Annotated in this window: 12 protein-coding genes and 1 tRNA gene; 5 read left to right on the top strand and 8 right to left on the bottom strand. The window is 54.5% G+C overall.

Features of this window, described 5'->3' with window-relative positions:
• Positions 1-31: 31 nt before the first annotated feature.
• The 5 genes from F8I07_RS05435 to F8I07_RS05415 all read right to left on the bottom strand — a co-directional run bounded on the left by F8I07_RS05435 (position 32) and on the right by F8I07_RS05415 (position 5,750).
• A complete protein-coding gene (locus F8I07_RS05435) occupies positions 32-1,036 on the bottom strand; it encodes an IS110 family transposase (RefSeq protein ID WP_292656747.1) in 1,005 nt (334 codons plus the stop codon).
• Between the two features lie 451 nt (positions 1,037-1,487).
• The gene (locus tag F8I07_RS05430; RefSeq protein WP_292656745.1) at positions 1,488-3,080 is read right to left on the bottom strand and encodes a long-chain-fatty-acid--CoA ligase; all 1,593 of its coding nucleotides are present in this window, start codon (positions 3,078-3,080) and stop codon (positions 1,488-1,490) included.
• A gap of 3 nt (positions 3,081-3,083) precedes the next feature.
• Positions 3,084-4,325, bottom strand: a complete 1,242-nt coding sequence (locus F8I07_RS05425; protein WP_292656742.1) for an OmpP1/FadL family transporter — start codon at positions 4,323-4,325, stop codon at positions 3,084-3,086.
• Positions 4,322-5,257 (bottom strand): deoxyribonuclease IV, encoded by a 936-nt coding sequence (gene nfo / locus F8I07_RS05420; RefSeq protein WP_292656739.1) that lies wholly within the window; start codon positions 5,255-5,257, stop codon positions 4,322-4,324. The genes F8I07_RS05425 and nfo overlap by 4 nt, the downstream gene beginning before the upstream one ends.
• A gap of 1 nt (position 5,258) precedes the next feature.
• Complete coding sequence (locus tag F8I07_RS05415) at positions 5,259-5,750, bottom strand: hypothetical protein (protein WP_292656736.1); 492 nt, start codon at positions 5,748-5,750, stop codon at positions 5,259-5,261.
• Positions 5,751-5,826: 76 nt separating this feature from the next.
• Between F8I07_RS05415 and F8I07_RS05410 the strand changes: the two genes are divergently transcribed.
• The 5 genes from F8I07_RS05410 to F8I07_RS05390 all read left to right on the top strand — a co-directional run bounded on the left by F8I07_RS05410 (position 5,827) and on the right by F8I07_RS05390 (position 8,307).
• A tRNA-Glu gene (locus F8I07_RS05410) sits at positions 5,827-5,901 on the top strand.
• Positions 5,902-6,118: 217 nt separating this feature from the next.
• Positions 6,119-6,565 carry an Hsp20/alpha crystallin family protein gene (locus F8I07_RS05405; RefSeq protein ID WP_292656734.1) on the top strand — a complete coding sequence of 149 codons (447 nt, stop codon included), beginning with the start codon at positions 6,119-6,121 and terminating at the stop codon, positions 6,563-6,565.
• Positions 6,566-6,576: 11 nt separating this feature from the next.
• On the top strand, positions 6,577-7,011 hold the full coding sequence (locus F8I07_RS05400; RefSeq protein WP_292656732.1) for an Hsp20/alpha crystallin family protein: 435 nt from the start codon (positions 6,577-6,579) through the stop codon (positions 7,009-7,011).
• A gap of 43 nt (positions 7,012-7,054) precedes the next feature.
• The gene (locus tag F8I07_RS05395) at positions 7,055-7,447 is read left to right on the top strand and encodes a rhodanese-like domain-containing protein (RefSeq protein ID WP_292656729.1); all 393 of its coding nucleotides are present in this window, start codon (positions 7,055-7,057) and stop codon (positions 7,445-7,447) included.
• A 293-nt stretch (positions 7,448-7,740) separates the two neighbouring features.
• The gene (locus F8I07_RS05390; RefSeq protein WP_292656727.1) at positions 7,741-8,307 is read left to right on the top strand and encodes a YSC84-related protein; all 567 of its coding nucleotides are present in this window, start codon (positions 7,741-7,743) and stop codon (positions 8,305-8,307) included.
• A 6-nt stretch (positions 8,308-8,313) separates the two neighbouring features.
• Here the strand turns inward: F8I07_RS05390 and F8I07_RS05385 are convergent, their stop codons facing one another.
• From F8I07_RS05385 to F8I07_RS05375, 3 genes are all read right to left on the bottom strand, one after another.
• The gene (locus F8I07_RS05385) at positions 8,314-9,591 is read right to left on the bottom strand and encodes a ComEC/Rec2 family competence protein (protein WP_292656725.1); all 1,278 of its coding nucleotides are present in this window, start codon (positions 9,589-9,591) and stop codon (positions 8,314-8,316) included.
• 54 nt (positions 9,592-9,645) lie between these two features.
• Entirely contained in the window at positions 9,646-9,774 is a 129-nt protein-coding gene (locus tag F8I07_RS05380) for a hypothetical protein (RefSeq protein WP_292656722.1), read from the bottom strand.
• A gap of 56 nt (positions 9,775-9,830) precedes the next feature.
• A partial coding sequence (locus tag F8I07_RS05375; protein ID WP_292656720.1) for a replicative DNA helicase occupies positions 9,831-11,121 on the bottom strand: 1,291 nt, incomplete at its 5' end.

Raw genomic sequence — 11,121 nt, 5'->3', positions numbered from 1 at the left:
TTTTATCCCAAATTATGTTCTGTGAAAAATGTCAAGCTCCATTAGAGCACAATTTGGCTGAAGCCAGATAATTTTCGTCAAAGGGTCTTTGCCTTTTGAGAACCCCGAAGGCGATACGCAAGAGTTTATTTGCAGCGGCGATCAGAGCCTGCATTTCATTTTTCCCATTTTGCACAAGACGTTCATATTTCGCCCGGATCAACGGATTGTATTGAATGGCACTCATGGCAGCCATATAGAAGAGCTTGCGAAGGAGAGGGTTGCCGCGTTTGGAGATTGAGCCCCGCTTGTGAACGGTTTTTCCCGAATCGTAAGGGCTGGGGGCGATACCGATATAGGAACAAACCTGTTTGGCCGATTGGAAGGTTTCGAACCCCCGAAGCATGGAGAGAATGGCACTGCCGGTTTTGAGGCCGATACCCGGTATCGACTGAAGAAGCTGATACTCTTGAGGAAAATGCTTTTTGAGTAGAGTCTGCATCAACTTTTCGATCTTGTCGATCATTGTCTGAAGGGCTTGGAGGTGATCGTTCATCAATTCAATCATCTGAGGACTTACTCCGGCACGTTTTTGAAGAGCATGAAGCCGGTTTCGGGTCCGTACCTTCTCCTGCTGGAGTGCTTCGGATTCTTTCAGCAACAGTTCCAGCTCCTGGCGAAAGAGCGCAGGAGGTTGGAAAAATGGAAGCTCCCTTGCATCGAATCCATATTCGGCGATAAGCCGGGCATCACTGGCATCGCTTTTGATTCGCATCAGTTTCATCTCCGCATACCGACGGATCTGCAGAGGATTGATCACGGCAACTTGCATTCCTTCTTCATAGAGCCAACAGGCCAACCGGGTATGATAGATTCCCGTCGCTTCCATGACAAAGACAAGATTTTCTTTCTCCACCCTGAATGGAAGCACCATCTCCTGGACCACATGCTCTCGGGTATAGGGGATATGACGCATTCGATGCTCCTGCCCATCGTAGAGGCTGAAATCCAGGCTGTCCATTGAAACATCGACACCGACGACTCTTCTCTTTTTCATCGTTATCCTCCTATGCTACAATGTTTGTCTCTTTCCGGATTATCATCGTGATAGAGGTCTTCGGACCTAATGTTCTTCGTCCAATCTTATGGAAAGAGCGGGGAATGGGAACAGCATAAATTCCGCTCTTGAAAGAGCAATGCATTAGTTGTTCTTGATCATTCCCCGATAAAGTAAAGTATGCCTCAAAAAGAGACAAGCTAATCATACGATGCATTAGAAAGTGCGTCAGATGCGTTGATGCTCGGTGTGTAGGGGTGCACAGCCAAAACGTAGGCGCACCCGGAGGGTGCGTCGAGGCTTTGGATGTGTCGCCCATGCCATCGATGATCGATGCAAATGGCGTGCTATCTAATGCATAGTTTGGGTTGAATGACAGCGAAGCGAATGACAAAAATCCTTGAGAAATGGGGATTGAATCAGACGAAACAACCCCTCTGGGAAAACCGTGTCATTCCCCGCTTTGCTCGTTTTCGGCAAGCAGTCGCTCTTTGAGCGCCCGTTTGAGGACCTTGCCGGTGGCGTTTTTGGGAAGCTCGTCGACCAGATGGAATGCTTTGGGGATTTTGTAGTTGGCCAAATGCTCCCTCAGATGCGCCTTGAGGCGCGTCAGATCCGGCGGTCCCTGCTCCTCGTCGGGTTCGATATAGGCCACGGGGACCTCTCCGCTCTTCTCATCGGGCACGCCGATCACGGCACTGACCCCCACCCCGGGAAAGCTGTCGATCACCTCTTCGATCTCCCGCGGATAGATATTGATTCCTTTGGAGATGATCAGATCCTTCTTGCGATCGACGATAAAGAGATACCCCTCCTCATCCATGTAGCCCATATCTCCGGTCCGGAGCCATCCGTTGATGATCGTCTCCTCCGTCGCTTCAGGGCGGTTGAGATAGCCCTGCATCACGTTGTCTCCGTAGAGAATGATCTCTCCCACCTCTCCGCGGGGCAGCTCCACCATATTTTCATCGACGATCTTGACCGCGTAGCCGGGCATCGCCGGACCGACGGAGCGCTCCTTCTGCTTATGAAGGGGATTGATACAAACCGCCGGAGAACTCTCGCTGAGCCCATAGCCTTCCAGCATCTTCGCCCGGCGGAATTTTTCTGACATCGCCTTGAGAGTCTTGGTCTGCAGCGGGGCGGCTCCGGAGACAAAGATCCGAATCCGGTTAAAGAGCATAAAATACCACGGCAGCTTGGCTTTGGCCAGGGCGTTGTAGACATCGGGCACCCCGAAGAAGACCGTCACCCCTTTCAGCAGCGTCTGCTTGAAAATATTACCGAAGGGACGTAGGGAGGGGATGATCACGATCGACGCTCCTACATAGAGCGGGAGGATCAAACCGACGGAGAAGGTAAAGGCATGAAACATCGGCAAAAAGACAATGGTGCGATCTTTGGCGGTGATATGGAAAAGTTGCGAAGCTGATTCGGCGTTGGAGAGAATGTTTTTGTAGCTCAGCATGGCCCCTTTGGGCTTGCCGGTGGTTCCCGAGGTATAGAAAAAGACCGCCAGATCGTCCAAGGTCCGCATCACAGGTTTGCAGGTAAAAGCTGCTGCCAGAGCCTCTTCAAAGGTCGCGTTGGCTTCGTTAGCCAGTCGCAATCCTCCTTCCCAGATCGTATGACGCACCAGCTCCCCGGCCCCGGAATCGTGAACCACTTTTTCATAGAGAGCCGAAGCGAACAATACCGTCGTGCCGCTGTCCTGTAGAATATAATGAAGTTCTTCCGCTTTGAGAAAGGTGTTGATGGGAACGGTAATCGCACCGACTTTGCTGATAGCCATTACCGCCGCGACAAACTCCCAGGAGTTGCGCAAAAAAAGCGCGACCCGTTCCCCCGGCTCTACTCCAAGATAGTGCAGATAACCCGCCAGGGCATCCACACGGCGCAATAGCTCCCCGTAGCGGATCGTCTCGTTTCCGACAAAGAGCGCTTTGCGCCGGGGATGACGCACGCCGTGATCCCTGAGCATCTCATAGAAGTTGTTGTAGCGGTAGTGCAGCGTTCCCATCGCTTCTCGTTCCTGTCTTGTCATTTGCTAGAATCGGTAGCGGAACCCTAGGGTACTCAGGAAGGCTCCGCCCTTTTTGAAGGTTCCGACAATCCCGTTCTCGTTCTCTCCCAGTGAAAGGCTGCGACTCTTTTTGTGGTCATAAAGCACCGCCACTCCCCACGCGAAATTCTCCGTCTGCCGATAGAGAAACCCGGCGGAGAAGATATTGCCGTCACTGTCGGGAAGTTCATACCCCAATGTCCGGTCGGGAACCGGGGTCTGGTCATAGGCGTAACCTCCCATCAGTGTCAGACGATCGTTGTAACGATAGCTCAGTCCCAGACGGAAAGTGTTGCTGTCCTTCCAGGATTTGTCGATGGGGTCATCAAAGACCGGCAGCGACGCGTCATAATTGAAATCGAGTTTTTTATATTTGGACCAAAAGGTCCGTTCATAGACCAGTTCTACCGTCAGCACATCGTCGAAGGTCTTGGCGGCGGCAATATCCAGTGTCGCCGGCAGCGGAACCGTCACCCGGGCCCCGCCGCGGTAGATGGGGGTGGTGGGGGATCCCGCATAAAGCGTCGCCGTCCCCTCCACCGTCAAATTGACGTTGGAGCGGTAGGTGACGGCAAAGTTCCAATCTTTCGACGGTCGGTAACTTACGGCCAGGTTATATCCCCAATCGACGGAATCACCATTCATATCCCGCGCCAATCGGCCCGAGGAGGTCATGCCGTCACTTTTGACCCGCCCGTCGGTATAGACCATCCTCACGCCGGCCCCGATACTCCACTGATCATTGATCCGATAGGCAACCGAGGGATTCGCTTCGATGATTTTGAGAGTGAACTCCTCGGCAAAGAGCTTCTGCACCGGATTGTCCCAGCGTTTGGAGAGCCCTCCCGGTGCCGCGACACTCATCCCGAAACGCCAGGCTCCATAAGCCGGAGAGACATAGAAGAGATGCCCCACCGGGATATTCTCCACCTTGGTACTTCCGTCGGCAGGCACCAATCCGACCGACGGCAAATACTGTTTGCCTTCATAATCGATCGCCGGCAAATGTACCCACGTCAATGCTCCTTCGACATACTGACGCTGCGGATCCATAAAGGCCATATTGGCCGGGTTGTAGTAGGCGGTGTCAGCCCCGGTGGTATGGGCCACATAGGCAGCCCCAAGCGCCATAGAACTGACCGACTGTTCGGGGAGCTTGTACCCCGCGGCGTTTAGGCCGGCGACCGCCGTCCCCAGCAGAAGCGCTCCTTTCAGACAACGTTTCATTCTCCCTCCTTTGTTTCAAATGGAACCGAACCGGCTCCGATCAGGGCATAGAGCCGCCGAATCTCCTCGGGCCAAAGCGACTCGTCGATAGTCTCCAGGATCAGCGGAATGTCGTCGAGCCGAGGATCGTTCATCATCAGCCGAAACGGCTCCCAGCCCAGCTCCCCCATCCCCAGGGAGTGGTGGCGGTCCACCCGGGAGCCCAGGGGCGGTTTGGAATCGTTGATGTGCATTCCTTCCAGATAGTCGAAGCCGACAATCTCGTCAAAAGACTTCATCGTCACCTCGTAGGCCTCGGGAGTCCGCAGATCGTAACCGGCGGTAAAGGTGTGGCAGGTATCGAGACAGACGCCGACGCGTTCTTTGGCCTCCATCCGGTCGATCAGGTGGGCCAGATGTTCGAAACGGTAGCCCAGATTGCTCCCCTGGCCGGCGGTGTTTTCGATCACCAGCTTGACCCGGGAGTTCGGCGTCGCCTCCACGGCCCGGTTCATCGACTCGGCGATCCGCTCCAGACACTCCCGCTCCGCCGCTTCGACTTTGGCGGCATAGTCAGGATCTTTTTTGGGGATCTTCACCAGATGGCTGCCGGGGTGGAAATTGAGCTTCTCCAGCCCCAGCTGATCACAGCGCTCGATCTCATGGATGAAGGATTCCAGAGACTTTTCCCGTTTCTCCGGCTCGGGATGCCCCAAATTGATCAAATAGCTGTCGTGGGGTAGGACATGCTTCGGGGCGATGCCGACGGCCTCCAGGTTGCGCTTGAAGGCTTCGATACTCTCCTCGCTCAAGGGCTTGGCCTTCCACTGGCGCTGGTTTTTGGTAAAGAGGGCGAAGGCTTTGGCACCGATGGCCTGGGCATTGAGCGGGGCATTCTCCACCCCGCCGCTTGCACTCACATGGGCACCGACAAATTTTTGACTGCTTGGCATACTATTTCTCTTTGTTGATTTTGATAACGATCGCGTTGATTGTATCGCGAAAATCTATGGAGTCCTTTGAAACGCGATAGTGAATATCGTACTCTCCTGCCCGGTGTATCTCCTGGAGCCACCCTCCTTCAAGCTCTTTTTTCCCTTCGCCACCGAAGATCGGCTCTCCTGAAAGCAGATGGAACAGCAGGGTCGGGGGATAGGCGGGAGAGAGATAGCGAAGGTTGAAGGTTTTCGGGCTCATACAGAGCGCTCCCGAACAAATCTGTGTCGAGGTGACGCTCAGCCGCATCACCGCCTGGCCGTTGGCATAGACCTCCAGACGGATCCTCTTCTCGCCCCGATAGAGGAATCCCTGATCGGCATAACGCATCACCGGGGTTTTCCAGAGGACAAAGACCCCCTCCTGGGCCTTGGGAAGTCCCGGTGAACGGCATCCGCCCAGAACTCCCAACAGCAATACCGCCGTGAAACCGATAAGATTTTTTAACATTTTTTCACTTTCTTCACCTATATTTAAGAAATTCATAAGGAATCACTCCCTATAATTGCGCCTACCAAAACACAACGGCCCCTTCATCTAGCGGTTAGGATTCCAGGTTTTCATCCTGGCCACAGGAGTTCGAGTCTCCTAGGGGTCACCACCTCGTTTTGGTATCTCCCGAATTATATTCTTTTCCAAATAAAGTATCCTCATAATCTTCATTCATTACATATTCAACGATAGCAAATCAATTTTCTGAGCACTCAATAAAAAATTTCCCTCTATGCAACCTATGTCGCACTCCGATTCCCCTCTCTCCTGCTAAAATTTTTGTGAAATGGGCGACAGCCCACAGAATGAGATGAAAGGAGTGAACCATGATGATCAGTCGATTCGATCCCTACAAAGAGTTTCAAAACGTTCGGCAGAGCATGGAGCTTTTCAACCGCCTCTTCAATGCGGTGGAAAAAGGAGCCGCGGAGGCAGCCAATGTGGATTTTGTCCCTGCGGTCAATACCCGGGAAGCCGACGACGCCTACTACATCGAAGTCGATCTCCCGGGTGTGAAAAAGGAGGATATCTCCATCGACGTGGACGACAACGTCTTGACGATCTCCGGAGAACGCAAGGTAGAAGAGGAGCGCAAAGACGAAGAGTTCTACCGCGTCGAGAGCGTCTACGGCAAGTTCGAACGGAGCTTCACCCTTCCCGAGGATGTGGATGCCGACAAGATCGAGGCCGAAGCCAAAGACGGCGTCCTGATGATACGCATCCCCAAAGCCCAGGTGGTCGAAAAAGCACCCAAAAAGATCGAAATCAAATAAGGAGGTCCACTATGAGCGATGTCAAAAAAGATGTTCAGAAGTTTGACACCAAAAAGGTGGAAGAAGGCGTCGTAGAGGTCGGCAAGAAGTTCAAAGAGGCCCTCTCCAACGTCGCCCGGCATCTGCCGTTGGCCAACCTCTCCAGAAACCGGCAAAAGGACAGTTTCACCATCGAAATCGACCTGCCGGGGGTCAAAAAGGAGGATATCAACGTCAGCATCGAAGGGGACTACCTCATCGTCACGGCCGAGCGCAAGATAAAAGAAGAGGTCAAAAAAGAGGACTACTACCTGATGGAGAGTGCCTTCGGCAAATATGCACGGAGCTTCTATCTCCCGGACGATATCGACCGGGACAGCATCGACGCCCATTACGAAAACGGACGGCTCATCATCACCTTCGAGAAAGTCGCCGCCAAGAAACGCCGGGATATCGCCGTTAAGTAACCCCGGTGTGATAGAATAGACCCAAACCCAAAAAGGAGCAATCATGAAAGAATCTGTCGCCGAAAAACTCAAAGAGGTCATCGAGCCCAACAAAGAGAAGGAGAATCTGGGGCATGTTACCCTCCATCAAGCAAGGGAGCTGCTGATGGATGCGGGGGCCGTCCTGCTGGATGTCCGCCCGCCCGCCAAAGTCAACGGGGACAATGCCCAGGAGGCGGATATCCCCAACGCCTACTACATGCCCTACCCCGCATTCTACGACTATGCGGACGAGCTCCCGGTCAACAAAGCCGACCCCATCGTCGTCGCCTGCCTCAAAGGCTGGTTTGCCAACCGGGTCATGGGCTATCTTGAGATGCTGGGCTACAGTAACGTCTATGTCCTCGATACCAACATCGAGGAGCTGATCGAAGTCCACAAAGCCCATCAGAAGTAAACCTTCTCCCTCCCGGCAGAGTCCGGGAGTCCCCTGCTTTCTTCCTCGCCAAAGCGGAATTGAATCTTCTGAGAAATTTTTGTCATTCCGGACTTGATCCGGAATCCAGCGCTTTAAATGCCAATCAAGCCGTGAAGCATGAACCGAGTTCAGGATGACGTGAAGATAGCCGATCGACAAGAAATCCCACGGATTCCTTTGCACACATTTGAATCCAAACCCTACAGCGATAATCCCAAAACACAAAACTATGCTATGATAATCTCCAACATCAACGGAACGAAGGAGTTGTTATGAAAAAAATGTTGGGGCTTGCTTTTGCGCTGATCCTGAGCTGGACACAGATCGCTTCGGCCGAATCGAAACAGATCCTGGATATGCAGATTCATGACACGGTCAAAAAATTCACCCAGCTGGTTCCCGGTGCTCAGGACTTTCTCAACCGAACCGAAGGGTATCTTGTCGTTCCCAATCTCTACAAAGCGGGCTTTGTCGTCGGGGGAGAGTACGGGGAAGGAGGGCTCCTGGTCAAACAGCCCTCCCAACCCGGACAGCCTCCGCAGTTCAACATCACCGATTACTACTCCGTCCTTTCCGCTTCTATCGGTTTCCAGGCGGGAGCGCAGCGACGTTCGCTCATTATCGCGTTCCTCACCCCCGGTGCCTTGCAAAGCTTTCGCCAAAGCAACAAATGGAAAGTCGGCGTCGACGGCTCTGTCGCCTTTGTCGATGTGGGCGCCAGTATGGATCTGAGCACCATGGACTTCAAAAAGACCATCGTCGCTTTCGCCTTCGGCAATCAGGGCCTCATGGCCGGTATCTCTCTGGACGGCTCGGTCTTCACCAAGATCAAGAAGTAATCCCCTTCAAGCCCCCCGGTAGAGCCAGAATACAGCGGCTCCACTGATGAGAAAAAGCGCATAAAAGAGTGGGCGATACCGGATCGCCCCCAGCGCAACACCTCCGTACACCCCCAACATCCAAAGCGGCAGCATCCTCTCTCCCGTTCCCTCTCCCGGAAGCGCCCAGAGCCAGGACAAAACTTCGTCCAACATTCCACCCATTCCAATCCAATGCAGAAAAAGCATCAAAGGATAAAAAAGGATAAAGAGCAAGGAAAACAGCGGCGAGGCGAACTGCCAAAGGCTCAGCTGCGGAAAGAGGGCATGGGTTACCGGCTGCATCAGCCAGAAGATTCCCACAGGAATCACTATCATCGTTATACTCCATCCCGGGAGTTCTCCGAAATATTTCAAAAGCAGAAAGATGAAAAAGACCCCCGTCATCGAAAGCCAAAACCCTAAAGAGAAGAGCAACGCCGGCTCCATCACCGCCAGGATTCCTCCCGCAATCGCCAGAAACGAGAAACTCACCAGCTCGATCCCCAGCAAAACCGCCCCCCAGCCCAGCAACAGCATCACATAGGAGCGCAGCAGCGAAGGCGGCATCCCCGTCAGCCAGAGATATCCCGCCAGGAGCAGCAGACTCAGCGTCCCCAGATCGATCAGGTCGTAGCGCCAGGGGAAAAAGCGCCGCTGAAAAAAGCGGTAGATCGGCAGTAGAATCAGAAAGATTCCGCCCCAAAGGATCCCCAGGTGAAAACCACTCAACGCCACCAGGTGGCTGACCCCCAGCTCCGCCACCTTCTGCCGAAGAGCGGGAGGCAGCGGCTCAGCCAGAAAGATCGCGCGATAAAAAGCAGCCGCCTCCGGATCGCTATGCTGCCGGGAGATGGCAGCGGAGAGACGTTGCTTCAGCCTGCCGGTATCCTCTCGGACCGCTTTGAGCCGTGAGGGAATATAGGGACCCTTGAGATAGTCGACAAAACCGATCCGTTCAGAAGGAAAAAGCTGCAGACGGACCCGCTTCCCCTGTAGCGAAGCTTTGCGGTAGCTGCGGGTATAGAAAACCAACCCTCCCTCGCTGCGAACCTTCAGAATCCGATACTTACCCCGGTCCGAGGATTTGGGGATCGATTTGAACACGTCGCCCCAGGTATAGAAAAAGGGTTTCGAGACGAACTCACGGTAGCCGCGGTACTCCCAGGCGAGATGGAGCGAAAAGAGCAGCAGCACAATCCCCCAGAAGAGCCCCCACTCCCGACGCCCCTCCAGCAACGGAACCTTTTCGATCGCCCGGGACACCCTTTCTTCCTTTCTGTTTTTCCTGCAAGAGCCCCTGCACATCCAAGAGAGGTTTCACTCGATGGCGACAAAGGAGCGCTTGCCCCGAAGGGGTGCCCAGCCTCCACGGCTTCGCTTCGCTCCGACCGTTTCGGTTCCGAAGCTACGAAGGACAAGCAGTTGTCCTTCGTTGACGCTTCTCATTAGCGACTGCCGGAGCTATCGAGTGAAACCGATGATTTTGCACAGGACTCGATCTATCAGATCGGGGGCAGTTCAATGTTCCCTTCCCGCATATCGATATTGCCCTCTTCGAAAACCACCTCGAAACCAGCGCTGCCTTTGTCGGCATCGACGAAGCGGGTAAAACGCTTCTGAAAGATCAGATCCACCGTCCCGGTGGGGCCGTTCCGCTGTTTGCCGATGATCAGCTCCGTCTCCTCCTCCAGCTTGGCCCGGAAGGTACTCTTGTACTCCTTCCCTTCGGCCTTGGCCTTCATCTCTTTCTCCTTCTCCTTGGCCTCCCGGTAGACATCGTCCCGATAGACGAAGAGGATGATGTCCGCATCCTGCTCGATGGCTCCCGACTCCCGCAGGTCACTGAGCATGGGGCGTTTGTTCTCCCGGCTCTCCAGCGAACGGTTGAGCTGACTGAGCGCCAGAATCGGCATCTGCAGCTCCCGCGCCAGCTGCTTGAGTCCCCGGCTGATCTCGCTGATCTCCTGCTGGCGCCCTTCCCGGCTCCCCTCGCCGCTCATCAGCTGCAGGTAGTCGATGATCGCCATGGAGATCTCGGGATGCTGCATCTTGAGCTTGCGAAGCTTGCTGCGCACATGGTGGATCGTGGCGTAGCCTCCGTCGTCGACGAAAAGCTTGCGCCGGGAGATATCCTCCACCGCCGCCGAGAGCTGGTTCCATTGATCATCGGTCAGGTCCCCCACCCGCAGGGCCTGGAGCGGAATGGAGGTCTTGGCTGAAAGCATCCGCAGCATCAGCTGCTCCGCCGGCATCTCCAGGGAGAAAAAGGCCACCCCTTCTCCCCGTTCGATCGCCCGGAGAGCCATATTGAGAACCAGGGCGGTCTTGCCCATCGCCGGCCGCGCCGCCACGATCACCAGGTCCCCCTTGCCGAAGCCGCTGGTCTTTTCGTTGAGGTTGCGAAATCCCGTATCGACCCCGATGAGCTTGGAGTTGCCCATGGCCTTGAGCCGTTCAATCTCCTGGATCATCGAGACGGTAATCTCCTGGGAGGGGCGGAAATCCTCGCTGACACTCTCCTGGGTGATCTCGTAGAGCTTCTGCTCCACCCGGTCCATCACCTCCATCGCTTCCAGGCTCTCTTCGATGGTGAGCTTTTTGATCTCCGTCGCTAAGGTCACCAGAGAGCGTTTGGCCGCCAGAGCCTTGATCTCCTCGATGTAGGCCTTGGTATCGGTAATGGGGTTGGCGGAGAGCACCTCCACCATTGCCACCTCATCAAACTTCCCGGCCTTCTCCAGCTCCTTACGCAGGAACTCTTCGTCGATAGGCCGTTCGGCCATGGAGAGCCGC

It is taken from the genome of Nitratifractor sp. (genome assembly GCF_015487065.1).
Lineage (GTDB): Bacteria > Campylobacterota > Campylobacteria > Campylobacterales > Sulfurovaceae > Nitratifractor.
Note: the sequence above shows the minus strand (reverse complement) of the source record. Positions and strands in the feature narration are given on the sequence as shown.

Bases quoted from the DNA above. Each gene is read 5' to 3' on its own strand.
- nfo (WP_292656739.1), bottom strand. From the start codon at position 5,257: ATGCCAAGCAGTCAAAAATTTGTCGGTGCCCATGTGAGTGCAAGCGGC.
- F8I07_RS05395 (WP_292656729.1), top strand. From the start codon at position 7,055: ATGAAAGAATCTGTCGCCGAAAAACTCAAAGAGGTCATCGAGCCCAAC.
- F8I07_RS05435 (WP_292656747.1), bottom strand. From the start codon at position 1,036: ATGAAAAAGAGAAGAGTCGTCGGTGTCGATGTTTCAATGGACAGCCTG.
- F8I07_RS05400 (WP_292656732.1), top strand. From the start codon at position 6,577: ATGAGCGATGTCAAAAAAGATGTTCAGAAGTTTGACACCAAAAAGGTG.
- F8I07_RS05405 (WP_292656734.1), top strand. From the start codon at position 6,119: ATGATGATCAGTCGATTCGATCCCTACAAAGAGTTTCAAAACGTTCGG.
- F8I07_RS05430 (WP_292656745.1), bottom strand. From the start codon at position 3,080: ATGACAAGACAGGAACGAGAAGCGATGGGAACGCTGCACTACCGCTAC.
- F8I07_RS05380 (WP_292656722.1), bottom strand. From the start codon at position 9,774: ATGAGAAGCGTCAACGAAGGACAACTGCTTGTCCTTCGTAGCTTCGGA.
- F8I07_RS05390 (WP_292656727.1), top strand. From the start codon at position 7,741: ATGAAAAAAATGTTGGGGCTTGCTTTTGCGCTGATCCTGAGCTGGACA.
- F8I07_RS05415 (WP_292656736.1), bottom strand. From the start codon at position 5,750: ATGTTAAAAAATCTTATCGGTTTCACGGCGGTATTGCTGTTGGGAGTT.
- F8I07_RS05425 (WP_292656742.1), bottom strand. From the start codon at position 4,325: ATGAAACGTTGTCTGAAAGGAGCGCTTCTGCTGGGGACGGCGGTCGCC.